The 22,202-nt window shown below is 70.6% G+C and carries 23 protein-coding genes; 14 read left to right on the top strand and 9 right to left on the bottom strand.

Annotated elements, in window-relative coordinates; all coding sequences use genetic code 11:
• Positions 1 to 26 precede the first annotated feature (26 nt).
• Positions 27 to 1,106, top strand: coding sequence for a succinyl-diaminopimelate desuccinylase (dapE, locus tag M2283_RS37010; protein WP_280880869.1), 1,080 nt, complete (start codon positions 27 to 29; stop codon positions 1,104 to 1,106).
• Positions 1,107 to 1,241: 135 nt separating this feature from the next.
• Entirely contained in the window at positions 1,242 to 2,000 is a 759-nt protein-coding gene (locus M2283_RS37005) for a TIGR00730 family Rossman fold protein (RefSeq protein ID WP_280880868.1), read from the top strand.
• A 226-nt stretch (positions 2,001 to 2,226) separates the two neighbouring features.
• Here M2283_RS37005 and folP read toward each other — a convergent pair whose 3' ends face one another.
• Positions 2,227 to 3,087 (bottom strand): dihydropteroate synthase, encoded by an 861-nt coding sequence (gene folP / locus M2283_RS37000; protein ID WP_280880867.1) that lies wholly within the window; start codon positions 3,085 to 3,087, stop codon positions 2,227 to 2,229.
• A 131-nt stretch (positions 3,088 to 3,218) separates the two neighbouring features.
• Here folP and M2283_RS36995 point away from each other — a divergent pair, with 131 nt between their 5' ends.
• On the top strand, positions 3,219 to 3,572 hold the full coding sequence (locus tag M2283_RS36995) for a DivIVA domain-containing protein (RefSeq protein ID WP_280881049.1): 354 nt from the start codon (positions 3,219 to 3,221) through the stop codon (positions 3,570 to 3,572).
• Positions 3,569 to 4,156 (top strand): DNA-3-methyladenine glycosylase I, encoded by a 588-nt coding sequence (locus M2283_RS36990; RefSeq protein WP_280880866.1) that lies wholly within the window; start codon positions 3,569 to 3,571, stop codon positions 4,154 to 4,156. Before M2283_RS36995 ends, M2283_RS36990 begins: the two co-directional genes overlap by 4 nt.
• A gap of 66 nt (positions 4,157 to 4,222) precedes the next feature.
• Here the strand turns inward: M2283_RS36990 and M2283_RS36985 are convergent, their stop codons facing one another.
• On the bottom strand, positions 4,223 to 5,026 hold the full coding sequence (locus M2283_RS36985; RefSeq protein WP_280880865.1) for an enoyl-CoA hydratase/isomerase family protein: 804 nt from the start codon (positions 5,024 to 5,026) through the stop codon (positions 4,223 to 4,225).
• A gap of 383 nt (positions 5,027 to 5,409) precedes the next feature.
• Between M2283_RS36985 and M2283_RS36980 the strand changes: the two genes are divergently transcribed.
• Complete coding sequence (locus tag M2283_RS36980; protein WP_003966491.1) at positions 5,410 to 5,577, top strand: DUF3117 domain-containing protein; 168 nt, start codon at positions 5,410 to 5,412, stop codon at positions 5,575 to 5,577.
• 69 nt (positions 5,578 to 5,646) lie between these two features.
• On the opposite strand, the gene M2283_RS36975 is transcribed toward M2283_RS36980, so the two are convergent.
• On the bottom strand, positions 5,647 to 6,279 hold the full coding sequence (locus tag M2283_RS36975) for an O-methyltransferase (RefSeq protein ID WP_280881048.1): 633 nt from the start codon (positions 6,277 to 6,279) through the stop codon (positions 5,647 to 5,649).
• A 313-nt stretch (positions 6,280 to 6,592) separates the two neighbouring features.
• On the opposite strand from M2283_RS36975, the gene sigE reads away from it, so the two are divergent.
• From sigE to M2283_RS36950, 5 genes are all read left to right on the top strand, one after another.
• Entirely contained in the window at positions 6,593 to 7,300 is a 708-nt protein-coding gene (sigE, locus tag M2283_RS36970; RefSeq protein ID WP_280881047.1) for an RNA polymerase sigma factor SigE, read from the top strand.
• Positions 7,297 to 8,334 carry an anti-sigma factor family protein gene (locus tag M2283_RS36965; protein WP_280880864.1) on the top strand — a complete coding sequence of 346 codons (1,038 nt, stop codon included), beginning with the start codon at positions 7,297 to 7,299 and terminating at the stop codon, positions 8,332 to 8,334. Before sigE ends, M2283_RS36965 begins: the two co-directional genes overlap by 4 nt.
• A gap of 134 nt (positions 8,335 to 8,468) precedes the next feature.
• The gene (locus M2283_RS36960; RefSeq protein ID WP_280880863.1) at positions 8,469 to 10,706 is read left to right on the top strand and encodes a S1C family serine protease; all 2,238 of its coding nucleotides are present in this window, start codon (positions 8,469 to 8,471) and stop codon (positions 10,704 to 10,706) included.
• 187 nt (positions 10,707 to 10,893) lie between these two features.
• Complete coding sequence (locus M2283_RS36955; protein WP_280880862.1) at positions 10,894 to 11,352, top strand: sec-independent translocase; 459 nt, start codon at positions 10,894 to 10,896, stop codon at positions 11,350 to 11,352.
• Positions 11,353 to 11,588: 236 nt separating this feature from the next.
• On the top strand, positions 11,589 to 12,260 hold the full coding sequence (locus M2283_RS36950; RefSeq protein WP_280880861.1) for a hypothetical protein: 672 nt from the start codon (positions 11,589 to 11,591) through the stop codon (positions 12,258 to 12,260).
• Between the two features lie 60 nt (positions 12,261 to 12,320).
• On the opposite strand, the gene M2283_RS36945 is transcribed toward M2283_RS36950, so the two are convergent.
• Genes M2283_RS36945 through M2283_RS36935 form a run of 3 tightly spaced genes read right to left on the bottom strand, consistent with a single transcriptional unit; the run spans position 12,321 to position 15,397 of the window.
• Positions 12,321 to 13,454, bottom strand: a complete 1,134-nt coding sequence (locus M2283_RS36945) for an Mrp/NBP35 family ATP-binding protein (RefSeq protein WP_280880860.1) — start codon at positions 13,452 to 13,454, stop codon at positions 12,321 to 12,323.
• 43 nt (positions 13,455 to 13,497) lie between these two features.
• Positions 13,498 to 14,079: a DUF1003 domain-containing protein gene (locus tag M2283_RS36940; protein WP_280880859.1), complete on the bottom strand. Its 582-nt coding sequence runs from the start codon at positions 14,077 to 14,079 to the stop codon at positions 13,498 to 13,500.
• Complete coding sequence (locus tag M2283_RS36935) at positions 14,072 to 15,397, bottom strand: magnesium transporter MgtE N-terminal domain-containing protein (protein WP_280880858.1); 1,326 nt, start codon at positions 15,395 to 15,397, stop codon at positions 14,072 to 14,074. Before M2283_RS36935 ends, M2283_RS36940 begins: the two co-directional genes overlap by 8 nt.
• Before the next feature lie 212 nt (positions 15,398 to 15,609).
• Between M2283_RS36935 and M2283_RS36930 the strand changes: the two genes are divergently transcribed.
• Positions 15,610 to 16,353 carry a hypothetical protein gene (locus tag M2283_RS36930; RefSeq protein WP_280880857.1) on the top strand — a complete coding sequence of 248 codons (744 nt, stop codon included), beginning with the start codon at positions 15,610 to 15,612 and terminating at the stop codon, positions 16,351 to 16,353.
• A 27-nt stretch (positions 16,354 to 16,380) separates the two neighbouring features.
• Here the strand turns inward: M2283_RS36930 and M2283_RS36925 are convergent, their stop codons facing one another.
• Both M2283_RS36925 and M2283_RS36920 read right to left on the bottom strand, forming a co-directional pair.
• On the bottom strand, positions 16,381 to 16,893 hold the full coding sequence (locus M2283_RS36925; RefSeq protein ID WP_280880856.1) for a hypothetical protein: 513 nt from the start codon (positions 16,891 to 16,893) through the stop codon (positions 16,381 to 16,383).
• Between the two features lie 34 nt (positions 16,894 to 16,927).
• Complete coding sequence (locus tag M2283_RS36920; protein ID WP_280880855.1) at positions 16,928 to 18,043, bottom strand: magnesium and cobalt transport protein CorA; 1,116 nt, start codon at positions 18,041 to 18,043, stop codon at positions 16,928 to 16,930.
• A 489-nt stretch (positions 18,044 to 18,532) separates the two neighbouring features.
• On the opposite strand from M2283_RS36920, the gene M2283_RS36915 reads away from it, so the two are divergent.
• Positions 18,533 to 19,117, top strand: coding sequence for a suppressor of fused domain protein (locus M2283_RS36915; RefSeq protein WP_280880854.1), 585 nt, complete (start codon positions 18,533 to 18,535; stop codon positions 19,115 to 19,117).
• A gap of 30 nt (positions 19,118 to 19,147) precedes the next feature.
• Here M2283_RS36915 and M2283_RS36910 read toward each other — a convergent pair whose 3' ends face one another.
• Positions 19,148 to 20,380: an MFS transporter gene (locus M2283_RS36910; RefSeq protein ID WP_280880853.1), complete on the bottom strand. Its 1,233-nt coding sequence runs from the start codon at positions 20,378 to 20,380 to the stop codon at positions 19,148 to 19,150.
• 148 nt (positions 20,381 to 20,528) lie between these two features.
• On the opposite strand from M2283_RS36910, the gene M2283_RS36905 reads away from it, so the two are divergent.
• Together M2283_RS36905 and M2283_RS36900 are read left to right on the top strand one after the other, a co-directional pair.
• Positions 20,529 to 21,170, top strand: coding sequence for a DUF6758 family protein (locus tag M2283_RS36905; protein ID WP_280880852.1), 642 nt, complete (start codon positions 20,529 to 20,531; stop codon positions 21,168 to 21,170).
• 147 nt (positions 21,171 to 21,317) lie between these two features.
• Complete coding sequence (locus tag M2283_RS36900; protein WP_280880851.1) at positions 21,318 to 22,175, top strand: PHP domain-containing protein; 858 nt, start codon at positions 21,318 to 21,320, stop codon at positions 22,173 to 22,175.
• Positions 22,176 to 22,202 lie beyond the last annotated feature (27 nt).

Genomic DNA, 22,202 nt, shown 5'->3' with positions numbered 1-22,202 from the left:
GACCTCGGCGCGTTAGGGTCGACGGCATGGCCGACACCCCCCTTGACCTCACGCTGGACGCCGCTCTGTTGACCGCCCGGCTCGTCGACTTCCCCTCGGAGAGCGGCACCGAGAAGCCGCTCGCCGACGCGATCGAGGCCGCCCTGCGCGCCCTTCCGCACCTGACGGTCGACCGGTACGGCAACAACGTGATCGCCCGTACGAACCTGGGCCGCGCGGAGCGCGTGATCCTGGCCGGCCACATCGACACGGTCCCGATCGCCGACAACGTCCCCTCCCGCCTCGACGACGAGGGCGTCCTGTGGGGCTGCGGCACCTGCGACATGAAGTCCGGGGTGGCGGTCCAACTCCGCATCGCGGCAACCGTTCCCGCCCCCAACCGGGACATCTCCTTCATCTTCTACGACAACGAAGAGGTCGCCGCCGAGCTCAACGGCCTGCGCCATGTCGCCGAGGCCCATCCGGACTGGCTGGAGGGCGACTTCGCGGTGCTGCTCGAACCGTCGGACGGCGAGGTCGAGGGCGGCTGCCAGGGCACCCTGCGCGTGCTGCTGAAGACCAAGGGCGAGCGGGCCCACTCCGCACGCTCCTGGATGGGCTCCAACGCGATCCACGCGGCGTCCCCGATCCTCGCCCGCCTCGCCGTCTACGAACCCCGCTATCCGGTCATCGACGGCCTGGAGTACCGGGAGGGCCTCAACGCGGTCGGCATCTCCGGCGGGGTCGCCGGGAACGTCATCCCCGACGAGTGCGTGGTGACGGTCAACTTCCGCTACGCGCCCGACCGTACGGAGGAGGAGGCGATCGCCCACGTGCGCGAGGTGTTCGCGGACTGCGGGGTCGAGGAGTTCGTGGTCGACGACCACAGCGGCGGCGCGCTGCCCGGCCTCTCCCACCCGGCCGCGGTCGCCTTCATCGAGGCGGTCGGCGGCGAGCCCCGGCCCAAGTACGGCTGGACGGACGTCTCCCGCTTCTCCGCGCTCGGCGTCCCTGCGGTCAACTACGGCCCCGGGAACCCGCACTTGGCGCACAAGCGGGACGAACGGGTGGAAACGGCAAAGATCCTGGCGGGCGAGAAGCGGCTGAGGGCGTGGCTCTCGGCCTGATCCCCAGCCTGGTCCTCGGCCCGGTCCGACCGATCGGCGGGGTGGCGCTGCATGGCGGACATGCCGACGTCCCCCGTCCGTAACCAGCGGAGATCTACGCTGAGGTGGAAACACCTGCAAGCGGAGGGAGCGCACATGGCTACCGGGAACCCCGAGGGCAAGCAGCAGCCACCGGAGGAGCAGCGCCTGGGGCCGGTACTCCGGCGGCGCGACCAGGTGACGGCGAGCACGACCGACCAGCGCCTGCTGGACGCGGGCGGCCCCTCGGACTGGGTCCACACCGACCCCTGGCGGGTCCTGCGCATCCAGTCGGAGTTCATCGAGGGCTTCGGCACGCTCGCCGAACTCCCGCCCGCGATCAGCGTGTTCGGCTCGGCGCGGACCAAGGCGGACTCGCCGGAGTACGAGGCGGGCGTACGGCTCGGCCGGGCCCTGGTGGAAGCGGGCTGGGCGGTGATCACCGGCGGCGGCCCCGGCGCCATGGAGGCGGCCAACAAGGGCGCAGGCGAGGCCAAGGGCATCTCGGTCGGCCTCGGCATCGAGCTGCCCTTCGAGCAGGGCCTCAACCCCTACGTCGACATCGGCCTCAACTTCCGGTACTTCTTCGTCCGCAAGATGATGTTCGTCAAGTACGCCCAGGGCTTCGTGGTCCTCCCCGGCGGCCTCGGCACCCTCGACGAACTCTTCGAGGCCCTCACCCTCGTCCAGACCCAGAAGGTCACCCGCTTCCCGATCGTCCTCTTCGGGAGCGAGTACTGGGGCGGCCTGATCGACTGGCTCCGCAACACCTTGGTAGCCCAGGGCAAGGCCTCAGAGAAGGACCTCCTCCTGTTCCACGTGACGGACGACGTGGACGAGGCGGTGGCGTTGGTGTCGAAGGAAGCGGGCCGCTAGGCGCGGGGCTTGAGCGGGGGTTGATGCGGCCGGCGTGTCCCCTGGGGGCTGCCGCCCCCAGACCCCCGCTTCGGCCTGAACGGCCTCGTCCTCAGACGCCGGACGGGCTAAAAAGATCAAGAGCTGGCCAGCGAAAAAATCAGCCCCTCCGGCGTTTGAGGAGCGGGGTCTGGGGCGGAGCCCCAGAAGGACGGGACGGGTATGGGCGGCGGGGGCGAGGAAAGCCCTACGCCAACCCGCGTCGCGCGACAGCCGGCGGACGCCACCCGGCAATCGACGCCACCATGTCCAACACCTGCCGCGTCTCCGCCACTTCGTGCACCCGATACACCTGCGCCCCCAACCACGCCGACACGGCGGTCGTCGCGAGCGTCCCCACCACCCGCTCCTTCACCGGCTTGTCCAACGTCTCGCCAACGAAGTCCTTGTTGGACAGCGACACCAGCACAGGCCACCCGGTCTCGACCATCTCCCCAAGCCGTCGAGTCGCCTCCAGGCTGTGCCGCGTGCTCTTACCGAAGTCGTGCCCAGGGTCGATGAGGATCGACTCCCGAGGCACCCCCAACTCGGCCGCCCGCTCGGCAAGTCCGACCGTCACCCGCAAAATGTCGGCCATGACATCGTCGTACGCCACCCGATGCGGCCGAGTCCGAGGCTCCGCCCCACCCGCGTGCGTACACACAAGGCCCACCCCGTACCGCGCGGCGACCTCCGCGAGCCGCGCATCGACGCCACCCCACGCGTCGTTCAGCAGATCCGCCCCGACCTCGCACACGGCTTCACCGACATCGGCCCGCCACGTGTCGACGCTGATGACGACATCAGGGAACCGCCGCCGCACCTCCGCCACGAACCCGACGGTCCGCCGCGCCTCCTCCTCGGCCGTCACCTCGTCACCCGGCCCGGCCTTGACCCCACCGATGTCGACGATCGCCGCGCCCTCGGCCACGGCCTGCTCCACGCGCGCGAGGGCGGGCTCGTCGCGGAACGTCGCCCCTTGGTCGTAGAAGGAGTCCGGGGTCCGGTTCACGATCGCCATGATCACCGGCTCGTGCGCCTCGAATTCGCGCCTGCCCAGCCTGAGCATCCCCTGTGACCTCTCCTAGTACGTGCCCGTCTTCGACCGCCTGCGACCCTAACTGTCAGACCCGCATGGCACGATCGGACCCTGACACATTCAGCTTCCGAACATCGAGTTTGGGGACCACAGCGATGGTTATGTTCTTGTTCCTGGTCGTCGCCCTCGCCGTCGTGGTGGCCGCGGTGACGCTGGCCGTGGTGGGCGGCGGCGAGAGCGACGGCCCGCTGCCCGACGCGATCCCCGAGCGCCTCCAGGACCCGCTGCCGCCCGACCGCCCGGTCAGCCGCGCGGACGTGGACGACCTGCGCTTCCCCCTCGCCGCGCGCGGCTACCGCATGGCGGACGTCGACGACGCCCTCAACCGCATCGGCGCCGAACTCGCGGAGCGCGACGCGCGCATCGTCGACCTGGAGTCCGCGCTGGCGGGCGCCCGGGCCGGTGCCCACGTCTCCATGGAGAAGCCCGCGCACGGCCCGGGGGAGCAGCAGTGAGCGACGGCGCCGCCCTCGCCGGTCCCGACGGCGTGCTGCGCTGCCCCTGGGCGCTGTCCACCGAGGACTACGTGGCGTACCACGACGAGGAGTGGGGCCGCCCGGTCCACGGCGACGAGGCCCTCTTCGAGCGGCTCAGCCTGGAGGCCTTCCAGTCCGGCCTGTCCTGGATCACGATCCTGCGCCGTCGCCCGGGCTTCCGCGCCGCCTTCGCCGACTTCAAGATCGACGCCGTCGCCGCCTTCACGGACGAGGACCGCGAGCGCCTGCTGGCCGACGCGGGCATCATCCGAAATCGCGCCAAGATCGACGCGACCATCGCCAACGCGCGCGTGCTCGCCGACTGGGCCCCGGACGACCTGGACACCCTCATCTGGTCCCACGCCCCGGACCCCGCCACCCGTCCGGCCCCCAGGTCGCTGTCGGATGTCCCGGCGGTCACCCCGGAGTCGACGGCCCTGTCGAAGGACCTGAAGAAGCGCGGCCTGCGCTTCGTGGGCCCGACGACGGCGTACGCGCTGATGCAGGCGTGCGGTCTGGTCGACGACCACCTTGCGGACTGCGTGGCCAGAGGCGACCTGTAGGCCGCTCAGTAGGCGCTCGGTGCGCGCTCAGGGGGCCGACACGCCCGGCAGGAGCGCGTATCGGCGCTACCTGCCCAGGTACTTCGGCTTCTCCTTGTTCACGAAGGCCTGCACCGCGATCGCGTGGTCCTCGGACTGCCCGGCGCGCGTCTGCAGCTCGTCCTCCTTGTCGAGGGTCTCGGTCAGGGAGTGGGAGAGCCCGTAGGCCACCGCCTCCTTGATCGCCGCGTACGCCACCGTCGGACCGACGGCGAGCGCGCGGGCCACCTTCTCGGCGTCGGCCCGCAGCTCGCCGGCTGGGACGACCCGGTTCGCGATGCCCAGCTCGTAGGCGTCTTGGGCGCTGATGCTGCGCGGGAAGAGCAGCAGGTCGGTGGCGCGGCTCGGGCCCACCACGCGCGGCAGCGTCCACGAGATCCCGGAGTCGGCGGTCAGAGCCACCCCCGCGAACGAGGTGTTGAAGGCCGCCGTGTCCGCCACCACCCGGTAGTCCGCGGCGAGCGCGAACCCGAGACCGGCACCGGCCGCGACCCCGTTCACCCCCGCCACCACGGGCTTCGGCATCTCCGTCAGCGCCCGCACGATGGGGTTGTAGTGCTCTTTCACCGTGGTCATGGTCCGCCCGGACCCGGTCTCGCGGTCCGATGCCAGCAGCGTGATGTGTTCCTTGAGGTCCTGCCCGACGCAGAACGCCCGGTCGCCGGCGGACGTCAGCAGCACCGCGCGCACGGCCTCGTCGGCCGCCGCGGACTCGACCGCCTCGCGCAGGGCGACCTTCGTCGCGATGTTCAGCGCGTTCATCGCCTCGGGGCGGTTCAGCGTGATCGTCGCGAGTCCGTCGCCCACCTCGTAGAGCACGGTGTCGGCCATGGTGATGTCCCCTCCGGTGTCGCGGCTCGGGCGTACCGTCCGGTACGCCCCTGTCCGAAGGACAGCATGGCGGAGATCACCGCCCGGGGACCGGAGCGGACGTGTGACCTGCGTCAAAGAAATCTGGACGGATTCCGGTCCGCGGAAGTCCGTGCGGCGGCGGAGTATCGCAGTCACATCGCCGAATTGGGTGGTTTTGCTCGCGCGCGTGTCCCAAGCGATGCCGACTGATGTTGGTCATCGGGTCCTGAGATGCGGGATAATGGCCTGGAAGCAATATGTTCGATGCCGGTGTCGTGCGTCCCAGTTCCACGCTGTGGCCACGCGTGCCCTCCCGGGCCGTCGGCTTTGACGATGAGCTGGTTTCAGGAAGGGGAACGAGCATGGCGGCCATGAAGCCGCGAACGGGCGATGGCCCGCTCGAGGTGACCAAGGAGGGGCGGGGCATCGTCATGCGCGTTCCGCTCGAAGGCGGCGGTCGACTCGTCGTCGAGCTGACCCCTGACGAGGCCGACGCGCTCGGCGACGCCCTCAAGAAGGTCGTCGGCTGACGCGCACGCGACCAGACCCGTCACTGCCCCGGCACCGTATTCGGTGCCGGGGCAGCTGTTTTCGTCCCTTCAGCGCTTGACCGCGCAGAGCAGGCCGTCGCCCACCGGCAGCAGGGACGGCACCAGTTCCTGGGTCTCGCGGACCGCGCGCAGCAGCTCGCGCAGGCGCAGGACCTCCGTCGGCTGCGGGCCCGAGTCGACCGTGCGGCCGTTGGCGAAGACGCCCTCGAAGACCACCAGGCCCCCCGGACGGAGCAGGCGCAACGATTCAGCGAGGTAGTCGAGGAACTCCAGCCGGTCGCCGTCGCAGAAGACGAGGTCGTAGCCGGCGTCCGCGAGCCGGGGCAGTACGTCCAGGGCGCGGCCCGGGATGAAGCGGGCGCGATTGCTCGCGAACCCGGAGGCGCGGAAGGCCTGGCGGGCGAAGCTCTGGTGCTCGGGCTCGGGGTCCACGGTGGTCAGTACGCCGTCCGCGCGCATGCCGTGCAGCAGATGGATACCGGAGACGCCGGTGCCCGTGCCGATCTCCGCGACCGCCTTCGCGTCCACGGAGGCGGCCAGCAGACGCAGCGCGGAGCCCGTGCCGGGCGACACCGAGCGCAGGCCCGCCTCACGGGCCCGGTCCCGGGCCCAGCGCAGCACTTCGTCCTCGGCGACGTAGGCGTCGGAGAACGCCCAGCTCGTCTGCCGGTTGCCGGTAATGACCCTCTCCTGTCCCCGTGGTTGCCTGGGCGTGACTGTATCCGTTGGGGTCGGGAACCCGCAGATGGGACCAGGCGTTTAGAGGGGTGGAAGACAGAGCGGGGGGACACAGTTGGATCACGAAGACGAGCAGGGGGACGAGCGGGGCCTCGGGCAACTGCTGACGCAGCCGCCCGAGCCGGGCCGGCCCTCATCAAATTCTCGTAAAACCGCTTATCCGGAGCTAACGGGCGAGGTGGCTATGGTAGGGGCTCCACTGGACACCACCAGAGCCGACAGGGGAGGTGCGGCTGCGCCTATGGATCGGGGAGGAGTGCTGCGGCGCTTCCTCGGATCGGCGGGCAGGCCGAAATCCGTGAACGACACCGCTGCTGACCCCAGCCACGCCGCTGACCAGACCCAGACCGCGACTTTCACCACCGACGCGGACGGGCAGGCGTGGACTCCGCCCACGTGGGAGGAGATCGTCAGCACCCACAGCGGCCGCGTCTACCGGCTCGCATACCGCCTGACCGGGAACCAGCACGACGCCGAGGACCTCACGCAGGAGGTCTTCGTCCGCGTCTTCCGGTCCCTGTCCACCTACACGCCCGGCACCTTCGAGGGCTGGCTGCACCGCATCACGACCAACCTCTTCCTGGACATGGTCCGTCGCAAGCAGCGCATCCGTTTCGACGCGCTGGGGGAGGACGCGGCCGAGCGACTGCCCAGCCGTGAGCCGTCGCCCCAGCAGGTCTTCAACGACGCGCACTTCGACGCGGACGTCCAGCAGGCCCTCGACACGCTCGCCCCGGAGTTCCGCGCCGCGGTCGTCCTGTGCGACATCGAAGGACTGTCGTACGAGGAGATCGCCGCGACGCTCGGCGTCAAGCTCGGCACCGTCCGCTCCCGGATCCATCGTGGCCGTTCCCAGCTGCGCAAGGCCCTGGCGCACCGTTCGCCGGAGGCCAGGGCGGCCGAGCGCCGTTCCTCCTTCGTGCCACGGGTGCCCGCACTGGGGGGAGGGGGCGCGACCGCGTGAGTGGATCACGACCCAGCCCCGCTGAAGGGCGCTTTTCCGAGCAGCATCTGGGAGACCGACTCTCCGCCCTGGTGGACGGAGAGCTCGGCCACGAGTCGCGCGAGCGCGTCCTCGCCCACCTGGCCACCTGCGCCAAGTGCAAGGCCGAGGCCGACGCCCAGCGACGCCTGAAGAACGTTTTCGCGGAGGCGGCACCCCCGCCGCCCTCCGAGAGCTTCCTGGCCCGTCTCCAGGGGCTCCCCGGAGGAGGTGACACGGACGGCGGTGGCTCGCCGTTCGGCGGGGGCGGATTCTCCGACGGCTTCGCCGGACGCCCCACCGCCGGAGCCGGAGCAGGAACGTCCGGAGCCTTCGGGATGAGGCGCGGTGAGCGCTTCGAGTTCGGCTACGTGCCGGCCCGCCCGCACACCCCGGTGGCCGCGGCCGCGCCCGTACCCATGCCCGCCGCGGCCGACCGCGGGTTCCGCATACACGACGTCAGCCGGCACGAGGCCGACCGCTCCGCCTCGCGCGGGATGCGGTTCGCGTTCGTCGCCGCCGGTGCGGTGTCGCTGGCCGCGATCGCGCTCGGTGGCGTCACCAGCGGCATCCCGACCGACACCGCGGACGCCCGCGGCGGCACCGGCACGGGCAGCAATGTGACTCCGATGCGCACGCAGGGCACCGGAGCCTCGACGGCCCCCGAGAGCCAGCGGCGCCGTGGCGTCGGCCCGCTGCTCGCCCAGGGCCAGAATCAGCGCTCGCTCGGCACCCCGGTCGCCCCGACCTCGGTGTCCGCGCCCCTGCTGCCCGGCGTACCGAGCCCCGCGGTCGCCGGACGCGAGGAGACCATGCACACGCTGGCCACGCCGGTGGTCTCCGGTGTCGCCGCCGTGTCCCCGCTGATACGTCCGCTCGGCACGACCCCGCCGTTCACCCTGACCTCCTGGTCCACCACGCCGGAGGTCACGGCCCCCGGCAGCCTGCTCGCCGCACCCGTCCCCGACACGACCTCCGCTCCTTCCTCCCCCACCTCTTCGCGCACGGCCCGCTGACCGGCCCCTGCGCTTCAGCTCGCGAACCTGGTTGAATCCTGTGAGGGCCGCGCCCTGGGCAGGCAGCCGGGCGCGGAGTCGACGAACCGCGACAGCCGACGACGAGCCGTGCCGCGGTCAGCTGTGGGGAGAGCATGGACGAGGGGAAGCCCACGAAGGCGAAGTGGTGGAGCCGGGTGCGTCCGCAGGACCCTTCGGGGGCGGCGGGGGACGTTTCCTCCGACGGTGATTTCGAGTTGGCGCGGCCTGTTTCCGCCGAGGGCGATTTCCCGCGCCCCGCTTCCGCCGAGGACGACTTCGCGCTGGCGCCGCCGACGGGGGTGAGCGGCGCGGATTCGGTCGGCACGGATTCGGCCAGCGCGGATTCGGTCGGCACCGTTTCCGACGGCGACTTCGAGCTGCGGCTTCCAGAGGACGAGGCCCCGACGGAGGAGCCGGCCCAGGTTTCCGCCGCCCCTGCGTCCGATGAACGCCCCAAGCCTCTGCACGATCCCGACCCCTACAGCACCCCGCCCTACGGCGAGCCCGGCCCCTGGGCCTCCGCCCCGCCGGTCCAGCACCCCGCGACCACGCCCGAGCAGGGCACGGCGATACCGCCGCTGCCGCAGGCCTCCGGCGTGCAGGCGCCGCCCCAGGTCCCCGGAACGCAGGCCACGCCTCAAGTCCCCAGCACGCAGGTGCCGTTCACGACTGCCGGCATGTCGGCCACGCCCTCGGTGGACCGCCCGCAGGACCCGTCTCAGGCGCCCGGCGTGCAGGCTCCCCTCCTCCCGACGCCCGGCGTGCAGGCTCCCCTCCTCCCGACGCCCGCCGCGCAGGCGCCGTTGCCGGTAGCCGGCACGCAGGCGCCGTTCACGACTGCCGGCATGTCGGCCACGCCCTCGGTAGACCGCCCGCAGGACCCGTCTCAGGCCCCCGGCGTGCGGGCCTCCCTCCTCCCGACGCCCGCCGCGCAGGCGCCGTTGCCGACGGCCGGAACGCAGGCGCCGTTCACGACAGACGCCATGGCAGCCCCGCCCCCGGCAGCCGGCACGCAGGCCACGCCCCCGGCGCACGGCACGCCACCCCCGTTCCCGGCAGACGGCACGGCGACCCCGCCGCCCCCGACAAACGGCACGCCGCCCACCCAGCCACCCCCCACTCCCGGTGCTCCTGCCACGCCCTCCACTCCCGCCACCCCCTGGCAGAACTACGACCCCTGGGCGGCCCCCGCCGCACCCCTCCAGCAAAGCGGTGCCGCGGTCGGTGGAGTCGCGTCGCTCCGTCGGCGGGTGCGGCGGGCCCTGGTCGGCGGAGCCGTGTCGCTCGCGTTGCTGTCCGGGGTCGTCGGGGGTGCCATCGGGGCGTATCTGGAGCGCAACGGCGGGGTGGGCGGCGTAGAGCTGCCGCAGGCCGGTAAGGAGCCTGTGGGGCGGGCCGCGGACAGTGTGGCCGGGATCGCCGCGCGGGCCCTGCCCAGTGTGGTGACCCTGCATGTGACCGGCGCCGAGGAGTCCGGCACCGGCACCGGGTTCGTGCTCGACGACCTCGGGCACATCCTCACCAACAACCACGTCGTCGAACCCGCCGGTGCCTCCGGCGAGATATCGGTGACCTTCAACAGCGGGGACACCGCCAAGGCCACCGTCGTGGGGCGGGACAGCGGGTACGACCTCGCCGTGGTGAAGGTGACCGGCGTGCGCGGGCTCAGCCCCCTGCCGCTCGGCAACTCCGACAACGTCCAGGTCGGCGACCCCGTCGTCGCCATCGGCGCCCCCTTCGACCTGGAGGGCACCGTCACCTCCGGCATCATCAGCGCCAAGTCGCGGCCCATCACGGCAGGCGACAGCGTCGACGGCAGCGACGTCTCGTACGTGGACGCCCTGCAGACCGACGCGCCGATCAACCCCGGGAACTCCGGCGGACCGCTGCTCGACTCGCGGGCCCGGGTCATCGGCATCAACTCCGCCATCCGTTCCGCCGACGACGGCTCGGACTCCGGCAGTGGCCAGGCCGGTTCCATCGGGCTCGGCTTCGCCATCCCCGTCAACCAGGCCAAGCGCGTCGCCGAGGAGCTGATCAACACCGGCCGGGCCACCCACCCGGTCATCGGCGTCACCCTCGACATGGACTACACGGGCGACGGCGCCCGCGTCGGCACCAAGGGCAGCGGCGGCGCCCCGGCCGTCAACGCGGGCGGCCCAGGCGACAAGGCCGGCCTCAAGGCGGGCGACGTCATCACCGAGGTCGACGGCCAGCGCGTCCACTCCGGTGAGGAGCTGATCGTCAAGACCCGGGCCCACCGCCCCGGCGACCGGCTGGAGCTGACCGTGCGGCGCGACGGCAAGGAGCTGGCTATCTCGCTGGTGCTCGGATCCTCCGACGGCGACTGATCCCCGACGACCACTGGCCCTCGACTGCAACTGACAGGAACCTCACATGTGAGGTCACGACCCTTCGTCCACAAGGCAAACAACCGGAAAAACCGGCATGCGGGCCCACTCGGAGCGCTCGGGACAGTACCGGTCGAACCGGATCGCCGGGTACCGTGGATCCGGCCCGGACCACAAGGAGCATCAGGTGTTCAATGACATAGGACCGCTGGAGCTGGTGACGCTCATCGTCCTCGCCGTGCTCGTCTTCGGTCCGGACAAGCTCCCCAAGGTCATCCAGGACGTCATGCGGACCGTACGCAAGATCCGCGAGTTCTCGGAGAGCGCCAAGGAGGACATCCGGCAGGAACTCGGCCCGGAGTTCAAGGACTTCGAGCTTGAGGACCTCAACCCCAAGACGTTCATCCGCAAGCAGCTGGACAATGACGAACTTGGGCTCAAGGAGATCCGCAACGGTTTCAACCTGAAGAAGGAGATGGCCGAGGTCACGGACGCGGTGCACACCCGCGACACCGATACATCGGGCTCCTCCGGTTCTTCCGGGTCCTCCGGTTCCGCCTCGTCCGGTTCCTCCGGTGGTCGCGTCGACATGACCAAGAAGCCCGAGGACGACGACCGCCCGCCCTTCGACGCGGACGCCACCTGAGCCGTACGCCCGGGCTCTTCACCCGCGTCGTACGTGACGCGTTTCATACCCGGCGACGCCTTCGCGCGCCCTGAACAGGCCTCCCGTACGACCCACGCGCCGGGCGATTTCCGGGCTGTCCGCGGCGGGGTGGCTATGCTGCCGAGTTGTTGTGCGGGCCGGAGGCGAACAAGCAACGCCGCCCGAAGGGGGGCGGGCCGCTCCGGCCCGACGAGAGCGAGGAGGCGTCCGGGCACATGGAGACGACGAGTCAGGCGGTCGCACAGGCGCCGGCCGCGGAGGGTGGACAACAGGTCCCCTTCGCCCGGCGCACGGTCGACGGCTACCTGCAGGCGCCCTTCCCGTGGTACGGCCTCGACGAGGCCTTCACGGGGCCGCGCTGGTTGATGCAGGTGGGAACGGCGGCCGACGGGGCCGTCGAGCACGGGTCGATCGGGCACGGTGACGAGCCTTCGGTCAAGAACGAGTACGCGGTGGGCTCCGCCGGTGAGCCGAAGGAGAAGTTCGCGGTCGTCGTGACCGTCGCCGCGAATCCGTCCCGGCGGAGTGCGGACGGTACGGGGCTGTTGGAGGCCACGTCGGTCTCCTCGGCGGCTTGGCTTGCCGGCGTGGGGCTGCTGTCCTTCACCTGGCCCGGGCAGATGGACCACTCGCTGCGGGACGACTGGCTGGATCAGCAGACCGAGACGGCGTGGGCCCTGGCGGACGATCTCGCCGGGTCCGACTGGTCGTCCCTGTCCCTGCCGGTGGACGGCGTCCCGACGCCCTTCCACTACCGCGAGTCGGAGTTCGGCTGGGTGCTTGCCGGGTCGACGCAGGCGGGCGTGCATGTGGGGGCCTACGGGAGGGGCATGAGCGCGTACGGGCTCGGCTTCGCCATGATCAAGGACATCTCGGCCTACGCCTAGTCGGGACTATGACAACGGGGGTGCCGTCCTGTCAGGACGGCACCCCCGTTGTCGTAGTTCTCAGAACTTGTTCTTCGGGGTGATCCCCAGGGACAGTCCCGAAAGGCCCCGCTGCCTGCCCCCCAGCTTGCCCGCGATCGCTCGCAGTGCCGCACCCGCCGGGGAGTCCGGGTCCGTCAGGACGACCGGTTTGCCCTCGTCGCCGCCCTCGCGGAGGCGGACGTCGATGGGGATGGAGCCGAGGACGGGGACGGAGGCGCCGGTCGTGCGCGTCAGGCCGTCGGCCACCGACTGGCCGCCGCCCGAGCCGAAGACGTCGACCATCTCGCCGCAGTGCGGACAGGGCAGGCCGGACATGTTCTCGACGACGCCGACGATCTTCTGGTGGGTCTGTACGGCGATGGAGCCGGCCCGCTCGGCGACCTCGGCCGCCGCCTGCTGCGGGGTCGTCACGACCAGGATCTCGGCGTTCGGGACGAGTTGGGCGACGGAGATGGCGATGTCACCCGTGCCCGGCGGAAGGTCGAGGAGCAGGACGTCCAGGTCGCCCCAGTACACGTCCGACAGGAACTGCTGGAGTGCGCGGTGCAGCATCGGGCCGCGCCACACCACCGGTGCGTTGCCCGGGGTGAACATGCCGATGGAGATGACCTTCACGCCGTTCGCCGACGGCGGCATGATCATGTTCTCGACCTGGGTCGGACGCCCCTCGGCGCCCAGCATGCGCGGCACCGAGTGGCCGTAGATGTCGGCGTCGACGACGCCCACCTTGAGGCCGTCGGCCGCCATCGCCGCCGCCAGGTTCACCGTCACCGAGGACTTGCCGACACCGCCCTTGCCGGACGCCACCGCGTAGACCCGCGTGAGGTTGCCGGGCTTGGCGAACGGGACCTCGCGCTCGGTCTGGCCACCGCGCAGGGCGGTCGCGAGTTCCTTGCGCTGCTCGTCGCTCATCACGTCGAGGGTCACGTCGACGCGGCTGACACCGTCCACGGCGGCGACCGCATCGGTCACGCGTTGCGTGATCGTCTCCCGCATCGGGCAGCCGGAGACCGTCAGGTACACGGTGACCGCGACCGCTCCGTCCGCGTCGATCTCCACGGACTTGACCATCCCGAGCTCGGTGATGGGCCGGTTGATCTCGGGGTCGTTCACCGTCGCCAGTGCTTCGCGCACCGCGTCTTCGCTAGCCATAGGGTCGATGGTACGGCGCCGGGCGGTACCTTCGGCCAGCCCCTCAGCGGTCGTCTGCGTCACGCCCGGCAGACCGTTCTGCCGGGAATACGACATGCCCGTCGCGCCGCCCCTCTATCTCCTTGACGAGGTCCTGCAGCTCGGAGCGGATCCAGTCGCGGGTCGCCACCTCGCCGAGGCCGATGCGCAGGGCCGCGATCTCGCGGGTCAGGTACTCGGTGTCGGCGATCGACCGCTCGTTCTGCTTGCGGTCCTGTTCGAGATTGACGCGGTCGCGGTCGTCCTGCCGGTTCTGCGCGAGCAGGATCAGCGGGGCCGCGTAGGAGGCCTGCAAGGAGAGCATCAACGTCAGGAAGATGAACGGGTAGTTGTCGAAGCGCAGATCACGCGGCGCGAAGATGTTCCACAGCACCCACGCGATGATGACGACCGTCATCCAGACGATGAACCGCCCGGTGCCCAGGAAGCGCGCGATGCGCTCCGAGAACCGTCCGAAGGCCTCCGGGTCCCACTCGGGCAGGAACCGGCGCCGCGTCGGCCGGGGCTGGTCCAGACGGGCACGCGCGCGCGTGGTCGCCGTCGCCCCCGCCGGGGTGCGCTCGCGTGCGGTCTCGCGCTCAGCCATGCGCCGTCGCCTCCTCCCCTTCGACCGGTCCGTCCGGTTCATGCGGTTCATCGGGTTCGTCCAGGTGGAACTCCGTCTCCCGCCAGTCCTCGGGCAGCATGTGGTCGAGTACGTCGTCCACGGTCACCGCGCCCAGCAGCGACCCGGCCTCGTCGACCACGGGCGCCGCGACCATGTCGTACGTCGCGAAGAACCCGGCGACGACGGGCAGCGCGGCCTTCGGGTCGAGGGTCTGGAGGCTGTCGTCGAGGATCGAGCTGACCAGCGTGTAGGGCGGGTCGCGCAGCAGGCGCTGGAAGTGGACCGTGCCCAGGTACTTGCCGGTCGGGGTGTCGTCGGGCGGCCGGCAGACGTAGACCTGGGCGGCGAGCGCGGGGGAGAGGTCGGCGTTGCGCACGCGCGCGAGGGCGTCGGCGACGGTCGCGTCGGGGCGCAGCACGATCGGCTCGGTGGTCATCAGACCGCCGGCCGTGTGCTCCTCGTACGACATCAGGCGCCGCATGTCGGCCGCGTCGGCGGGCTCCATCAGGCTCAGCAGCCGCTCCTGGTCCTCCTCAGGCAGCTCGCCGAGCAGGTCGGCCGCGTCGTCCGGGTCCATCGCCTCCAGGACGTCGGCGGCGCGCTCCTCCTTGAGCTTGCCGAGGATCTCGATCTGGTCGTCCTCCGGCAGCTCTTCGAGTACGTCGGCCAGCCGGTCGTCGTCGAGGGCGGCGGCGACCTCGGCCCGCCGTTTCGGGGCGAGATGGTGCAGGACGTTGGCGAGGTCGGCCGCACGCAGCTGCTCGAAGGTGGCCAGGAGGCTCTCGGCGCCCTGTCCGTGCTCCTCCAGGGAGAAGCCGGTGACCGCGGACCACTCCACCGTCAGCGTCTCGCCCTTGGCTCGCCGGAAGGTGCTGCCCTTGCGCCCCTTGCGCACGAAGACGCGGCCGACCTCCCAGTCCCGGCGGGCCGGCAACTGCTGCACCGACAGGTCGAGGACGGTGACCTCCTCGCCGGTCTCGGCGAGCGTGACGCGCCGGTCCAGCAACTCGCCGAAGACGAGGCGCTCGGTGGGCCGTTGCTCGAAGCGGCGGACGTTGAGCACGCCGGTGGAGATGACCTGGCCGGACTCGATGCCGGTCACCCGGGTCATGGGCAGGAAGATCCGGCGGCGCGTGGTGAGTTCGACGACCAGCCCGAGTACGCGCGGAGGGCGCCGGGCCACCCGCAGCATGACGACGACATCGCGGACGCGGCCCACCTGGTCGCCGTTGGGATCGAAGACGGGGACGCCGGAGAGGTGCGAGACGAAGATCCGGGAAGGGGCGCCCGATGCCATGGCCGCGCCTCCTTTTCGACGGGTGTCTCGTGCTGCTTCTTACGGGTGTTTCGTACGGTGTTCCTTTTCCGAATTGCCCGCTCGGATGGGCTTCAGGCTAGCCCGTCCCGATCGGGTCCGCCCTGGTAGGGGGTCCGGACGGACTGGCTCCGTTCACTCCGCGCGGCCCCGGTACGCTGCCTCCGTCCCGCGACAGAAAGGCAGCCCCACCTGTGACCGCGATTCCCCAGGGCCGTACCCGCCGAGTCACGCTGGTGAGCGCGGTGTGCGCTCTGGTGGTGACGGGGACGGGGGTGCTCACGGGCTGCAGCGAGGATCCGGACGCGGGCACGAACGGGGTCGGCAAACTGCCGGCCGCCACGATCCAGTCCAAGTCCAAGACGGCCGCCGAGTCCGCCGCGGCGGTGCGCTTGGCCGGGAACGTCGTCACCAACGGACGGACGTACACGCTCGACATGCGGCTGTCGTCCGACGGCGGCACCGGTTCGGTCACCTCGAAGGGGGTGGCCTTCGGGCTGCTGCGCGTCGGTGAGCAGCTGTACCTGAAGGCGAACGCGGAGTTCTGGAACCAGGCCGACGGCGGCTCGGACGCGGGCGCCGGGGACAAGCTCGACGGCAAGTACGTGAAGGTGCCCAAGGGTGACCCCTCCTACCAGAAGTTCAGTGGCTTCACGGAGAAGGACGTCCTCCTCGACGGACTGCTGACCCTGCACGGCACCGTCGCGACGGACGGCCACCACGAGCAGTCGGGCACCCGCACCATCCGCATCACCGGCGACGACGGCTCCGGCGGCAAGCTGGACGTCTCCCTCAAGGGCGAGCCGTACCCCCTCCGCCTGGAACGCGCCGGCGGCGCCGGCACCCTCACCTTCTCGTCCTGGGGCAAGACCTTCCCCCTGACCGAACCGAAGGACGACGAGACGGTGGACTACGGCAAGCAGCTGCCGACGTCGTAGCGGTGCCGAACCCGCCCTCGCCGTCGGCTACTTCCGTCGCCGCTTCCGAAAAAGCAACCGCGGCAGCCCCGCCGGGACCGGCTGACGCGTAGTCGCCGGTGACGGCAACGGCGCCTCGGCCAGGCTGCCATCGGGCAACGGCGCCACAGAACCCGTAGGAACCAGGCGGAGCACCCGGCACTCGCGCCCCCAGCGCTCCGGCATCGCCTCGCCGTCGGGGGCGTTCAGCCGCTTGCCCTTCAGCTCGGCGACCGTCGCCTGCCAGGCCTCGGAGCCCGGCGCGAGTTCGACGACCTTCGCCGACCAGGAGACCAGCCGCCCGCCCTTGTCCTTGCTGCGCACGGTGACGTCGGCGAAGCCGCCGTCGGTCAGCCCCGGCAGCGGCTGCTCGCCGGGACCGTCGCCGACCAGACAGGCCGCGCCCTCGTGCCAGACGTGCCAGACGGCACGCGGCGGGACGCCGGGACCGTTGACCCAGACAAGGCCGGACTTCTTCGTGGCCTCCTCGACGAGGGCCTGGTCGAGCAGCTCGCTTGTCATGGGCTCAGCCTATCCAGGGCCGTTCCCGGCACCCTCACAGCCAGCCGTTGCGCTTCAGGGTGCGGTGGATCGTCAGACAGACACCCACGATGAAGGTCATCACCATCGGGTACCCGTAGCGCCAGTGCAGCTCGGGCATGTGCTCGAAGTTCATGCCGTACACCCCGCAGACCATCGTCGGTACGGCGATGATCGCGGCCCACGCGGTGATCTTCCGCATGTCCTCGTTCTGCGCGACGGACGCCTGCGCGAGGTTGGCCTGGAGGATCGAGTTGAGCAGTTCGTCGAAGCCGATGACCTGTTCCTGAACCCGGGCGAGGTGGTCGGCGACGTCCCGGAAGTACTTCTGGATGTCCGGGTCGACCAGCCGCATCGGCCGCTCGCTCAGCAGCTGCATGGGCCGCAGCAGGGGCGAGACCGCGCGCTTGAACTCCAGTACCTCACGCTTGAGTTGGTAGATCCGCGCCGAGTCGACACCGCGCGAGATGCCGCCCCGCCCGGGTGAGAACACCTCGGTCTCCACCTCGTCGATGTCGTCCTGCACGGCGTCCGCGACCGCGACATAACCGTCGACGACGTGGTCGGCGATCGAGTGCAGCACGGCCGAGGGGCCCCTGGCGAGCAGTTCGGGGTCGTCCTGCAGCCGGTGCCGCAGCGCGCGCAACGAGCCCTGGCCGCCGTGCCGGACGGTGATGAAGAAGTCCCGCCCGGTGAAGCACATGACCTCGCCGGTCTCCACGACCTCGCTGTTGGCGGTGAGTTGGTCGTGCTCGACGTAGTGGATGGTCTTGAAGACGGTGAACAGGGAGTCGTCGTAGCGCTCCAGCTTGGGGCGCTGGTGGGCCTGGACGGCGTCCTCCACGGCCAGCGGGTGCAGCCCGAACTCGCTTGCGATACCGGCGAATTCGGCCTCGGTCGGCTCGTGCAGACCGATCCACACGAAGCCCCCGTCGCGGCGCACCTGACGCATCGCCTCGTGCGGTGTGAGCGGCTTGGGCGTCACGACGCGGGTGCCGTCGCGGTAGACGGCGCAGTCGACGACGGCCGACGGGGTGCCGGGGTCGCGGGTGGTGTCGTACGCGCCGGTGTCCTTGCGCAGCGAGGGACGCGACGGGCGTACTGCGGCACGCAGGTCACGGATCATCGACATGGCAGGCTCCTTCGTGACAGGCAACAAAGGGCGGCGGCGACGGGTGGAACTACCCGGAATGGGGACGTCCTACTGCGGGTGTGTTTGGCACGTCCACAAAGCGGGGAGCACCGCATCATCGCGGCAGCGGGGTTCGTTGCTGGATCAGCTACTGCTTCAGATCAGACAGATCAGGCAAAACGGAATGAAATGCTCTTCCGTGCTGAAGACGCGAGTGTGAGAGGCGGCGGTTGCCGGAGTCACAGCAGCTGCATCAGCGGCCGGAAGAACGAGTGGTACTGCACGGTCGACTTCGATCCATGACAGCCCCACCTCCTCCGGCCGGTCCCTCGTAAGGGAGTCTCAATCCCTCGAAAGGGAGTGGCGTCGGCGCCGGGGCTTGATCGCGACGCTTCTGCGTGCTGCCCCGAACCACCGGGCAAGACTAGCAGTCGGCCGAAGTGTCAAGGCGCCGCTTTGCCCGGTACTGACGAGTTCTATGCTCGCGACATGGTTGATGTTCTTCCTCTGGTCGAGGCCCGGTTGCGCACCGCGCTGGGCGAGCCGGACGCGCGCGCGGCGGTCACCTTCCTCGGCACGGACCGCGTCGAGGTGCTGCGTTTCCAGGAGGGGGACGTCGTCCGCTACGCCACGCTCGGCATGTCCGCGCAGCCGATGAGCGACCCCACCGCGATGCTCGCCGACCCGGTCGAGGGACCGCGCGCCGAACTGGTCCTCTCCGTCCGCGCCGGTCTCGCCGAGACGGACAAGGTGCTCCGCCCGCTCGCCGTACTCGCGGCGTCGCCGCAGGTGGAGGGGGTGGTCGTGGCGCCGGGCGCCTCTCTCGACGTGGGCGAGCCGCTGTGGCCCGGAGCGCCGTTCACCTCGGTCCTGGTGGCCGAGCCGGGCGGACTGGTCGAGGACCTCGAACTGGACGCCCCCCTCTCCCCGGTCCTCTTCCTGCCACTGCTCCCGATGACCCCGAACGAGGCGGCCTGGAAACGCGTCCACGGCGCCCAGGCCCTCCAGGAGCGCTGGCTGACGAACGGGACGGACCTGCGGGATCCGTCCCGCAGGTCCGTCCCGTTGGAGTGAGCAAGCTCACCGGGCGGTGGCCGAAAAGCTTCAGTTGGCAAAGACGGTGACACTGTCCTCGACCGCGTGCCGCGTCTCCAGCACCTCCGCGTCGTGCGTGAGCGCCTTGCGCCGTACGACGACCACGACCGCGCCCAGCAGGGCCGTGACCGCCGCGACCACGAACGGGATGTGGATGTCGCTCCACTCCTCGATCTTCGGCGCGAAGAACGGCGCCGCCGCGGCCGCGAACCAGCGGACGAAGTTGTAGCCCGCGCTCGCCACCGGGCGCGGCGCGTCCGAGACACCGAGCGCCAGCTCCGTGTAGACGGTGTTGTTCACGCCGATGAAGGCGCCGGACAGGATCGTGCAGACGACGGCTGTGGTGTGGTCGCCGTAGCCGAGGACCAGGACGTCCGCCGCGAGCAGCACCAGCGATCCGCCGAGCACCTTCAGCGAACCGAACCGCTCCTGCAGCCGCGGTGCCACGAACACGGAGAAGACGGCGAGCAGGACGCCCCAGGCGAAGAACACGGCACCCGACTTGTACGGGGTCATGTCCAGCACGAACGGGGTGAAGGCCAGCACGGTGAAGAACGTGTAGTTGTAGAAGAAGGACGAGGCCGCCGCGGAGGCGAGTCCACCGTGGCCGAGCGCCCTGATCGGGTCCAGCAGTGAGGTCTTCGTCGTCGGCTTCGGCTGCTCCTTCAGGAACGCCGTGATGCACAGGAAGCCGATCGCCATCAGGAACGCGGTGCCGAAGAAGGGGTAGCGCCAACTGGCGTCCCCGAGCAGCGCGCCCAGCAGCGGGCCGCACGCCATGCCGAGGCCGAGCGCCGACTCGTACAGCAGGATCGCTGCGGAGCTGCCGCCCGCCGCCGCGCCGACGATGACCGCGAGGGCCGTCGAGACGAAGAGCGCGTTGCCCAGGCCCCAGCCCGCGCGGAAGCCGACGAGTTCGGCGACCGAGTTCGAGGTGCCCGCGAGACCGGCGAAGACGACCACCAGCGCGAGGCCGAGCAGCAGGGTCTTCCGGCCGCCGATACGGCTGGAGACGAAGCCGGTGACCAGCATCGCCACTGCGGTGATCAGGAAGTACGAGGTGAAGAGCAGGGAGACCTGACTGGTCGTGGCGTCCAGGCCCTTGGCGATGGACGGCAGGATCGGGTCGACGAGTCCGATGCCCATGAAGGCGACGACGGACGCGCCGGCCGTCGCCCACACGGCCTTCGGCTGCCGCAAGATGCTGCCGGCGCCGGCTCCCGCGTCGAAGGGGTCGTCCATGCTTCCTCCCAAGTAGTTGGTATATACACATAGTAAGTTAGGCAAGGTAATGAATGCAAGTTACATCTATTTCCGCTCGGTGAGCGGTTCCGTCCGGACGGGTGATCGTCCTTGACGTGCGCGAGCGAGGGTAGGACCGTGGGGCCCTATGAGGGGCGAACCCAGTTGCCCGAAGTGTGGTGGCCGGGTCAGGGCTCCCGGACTCTTCGCCGATTCCTGGCAGTGCGATGTGCACGGGACGGTGCATCCGCTGCAGCCCGTGATCCCGCCCAGCGTCGAGGCCCTCGAAGTCGTCGTGCATCGCACGCAGGTACCGGTGTGGATGCCGTGGCCGCTGCCGGTCGGCTGGCTGTTCACGGGCGTGGCGTGCGCGGGCGACGACCGCAGCGGGGGTCGTGCGACGGCTGTGGCGTGTTCCGGGCCGGGGCCGCTCGGTGGGATCGGCGAGCTGATCCTTGTCGCCGAGGAACTCGGTGTCGGCCTCGGTGCGCGGTACGCGGGGATCGACGGGCCGGACCCCGGGCCGTACATGAACGTGGAGAAGCCGCCTCAGGCGAAGGTGCTCGCGGCTGGCCGCCCCACCCCTCTTTGGCATGTTGCCGGTGGTCCCGATGACCGGGCTGTTTTTGCTGGTGAGGCGCTTGGGCTGTGGCTGTGGGCTGTGGTGTGGCCTGAGCAGTCTGGGTTGTTGATGTATGACGAGTTGGTGCTCACGGATTTGCGGGATGCGGGGGCGGAAGTGGAGTTGGTGCCCTGTGGGGCGCTGGCGCCGCGCTTGCTTGAGCCGTAGCGCCTAGGGGGGGGGTGGGGGGCTGGTTGGGTGCGGGTGCGGGTTGTGCGTGGCTGGTCGCGCAGTTCCCCGCGCCCCTGGGTGGGTCCATGCAGCCGTTACTCTTGGGCGGTCCCCTTCTTTCCGTCACCGCCTGGAGTTCGCGTAGTGCGTATTGACCTGCACGCCCACTCCACTGCCTCTGACGGTACGGACACCCCCGCTGAGCTGGTGCGCAATGCCGGCGCGGCCGGGCTGGACGTTGTTGCGCTGACCGATCACGACACGACCCGTGGGTACGCCGAGGCGATTGCCGCGTTGCCCGAGGGGCTCACTCTCGTCACCGGGGCCGAGCTGTCCTGTCGTATCGACGGGATCTCCATGCACATGCTGGCGTACCTCTTCGATCCGGAGGAGCCGGCCCTGCTCGCCGAGCGGGAACTCGTGCGCGACGATCGGGTGCCGCGGGCTCGGGCGATGGTGGCGCGGCTTCAGGCGGCCGGGGTGCCGGTGACCTGGGAGCAGGTGGCGCGGATCGCCGGGGACGGGTCGGTCGGGCGGCCGCACGTCGCGACCGCGCTGGTCGAACTGGGCGTGGTGGCGACGGTGAACGACGCGTTCACGCCGGAGTGGCTCGCCGACGGTGGCCGGGCCTACGTCCCGAAGCACGAGACCGATCCCTTCGAGGCGATCCGGCTGGTCAAGGCCGCCGGCGGAGTCACCGTGTTCGCGCATCCGGGCGCCAGCAAGCGCGGTCGTACCGTGCCGGAGTCCGCCATCGCCGAGATGGCCGCCGCCGGGCTCGACGGCATCGAGGTCGACCACATGGACCACGACCTGGAGACACGGGCGCGGCTGCGGGGGCTGGCCAAGGAACTGGGGCTGCTCACCACCGGGTCCAGCGACTACCACGGCAGCCGCAAGACGTGCGTGCTCGGCGAGTACGTCACGGATCCCGAGGTGTACGGGGAGATCACGCGCCGGGCGACGGGTGCGTTCCCGGTGCCGGGGGCCGGCGGAGCCTGACGCCCCCGCCCCCGTCCCGTTTTTTCT

It is taken from the genome of Streptomyces pseudovenezuelae, assembly GCF_029892565.1.
Classification (GTDB): Bacteria; Actinomycetota; Actinomycetes; order Streptomycetales; family Streptomycetaceae; genus Streptomyces; species Streptomyces pseudovenezuelae_A.
This window is presented reverse-complemented; position numbering and strand designations above follow the sequence as displayed.

Excerpts from the sequence above, each read along its gene's own strand:
- dapE (WP_280880869.1), top strand. The coding sequence starts at position 27 with ATGGCCGACACCCCCCTTGACCTCACGCTGGACGCCGCTCTGTTGACC.
- M2283_RS37005 (WP_280880868.1), top strand. The coding sequence starts at position 1,242 with ATGGCTACCGGGAACCCCGAGGGCAAGCAGCAGCCACCGGAGGAGCAG.
- folP (WP_280880867.1), bottom strand. The coding sequence starts at position 3,087 with ATGCTCAGGCTGGGCAGGCGCGAATTCGAGGCGCACGAGCCGGTGATC.
- M2283_RS36995 (WP_280881049.1), top strand. The coding sequence starts at position 3,219 with ATGTTCTTGTTCCTGGTCGTCGCCCTCGCCGTCGTGGTGGCCGCGGTG.
- M2283_RS36985 (WP_280880865.1), bottom strand. The coding sequence starts at position 5,026 with ATGGCCGACACCGTGCTCTACGAGGTGGGCGACGGACTCGCGACGATC.
- M2283_RS36980 (WP_003966491.1), top strand. The coding sequence starts at position 5,410 with ATGGCGGCCATGAAGCCGCGAACGGGCGATGGCCCGCTCGAGGTGACC.
- M2283_RS36960 (WP_280880863.1), top strand. The coding sequence starts at position 8,469 with ATGGACGAGGGGAAGCCCACGAAGGCGAAGTGGTGGAGCCGGGTGCGT.
- M2283_RS36950 (WP_280880861.1), top strand. The coding sequence starts at position 11,589 with ATGGAGACGACGAGTCAGGCGGTCGCACAGGCGCCGGCCGCGGAGGGT.
- M2283_RS36945 (WP_280880860.1), bottom strand. The coding sequence starts at position 13,454 with ATGGCTAGCGAAGACGCGGTGCGCGAAGCACTGGCGACGGTGAACGAC.
- M2283_RS36940 (WP_280880859.1), bottom strand. The coding sequence starts at position 14,079 with ATGGCTGAGCGCGAGACCGCACGCGAGCGCACCCCGGCGGGGGCGACG.
- M2283_RS36935 (WP_280880858.1), bottom strand. The coding sequence starts at position 15,397 with ATGGCATCGGGCGCCCCTTCCCGGATCTTCGTCTCGCACCTCTCCGGC.
- M2283_RS36925 (WP_280880856.1), bottom strand. The coding sequence starts at position 16,893 with ATGACAAGCGAGCTGCTCGACCAGGCCCTCGTCGAGGAGGCCACGAAG.
- M2283_RS36920 (WP_280880855.1), bottom strand. The coding sequence starts at position 18,043 with ATGTCGATGATCCGTGACCTGCGTGCCGCAGTACGCCCGTCGCGTCCC.
- M2283_RS36915 (WP_280880854.1), top strand. The coding sequence starts at position 18,533 with ATGGTTGATGTTCTTCCTCTGGTCGAGGCCCGGTTGCGCACCGCGCTG.
- M2283_RS36910 (WP_280880853.1), bottom strand. The coding sequence starts at position 20,380 with ATGGACGACCCCTTCGACGCGGGAGCCGGCGCCGGCAGCATCTTGCGG.
- M2283_RS36905 (WP_280880852.1), top strand. The coding sequence starts at position 20,529 with ATGAGGGGCGAACCCAGTTGCCCGAAGTGTGGTGGCCGGGTCAGGGCT.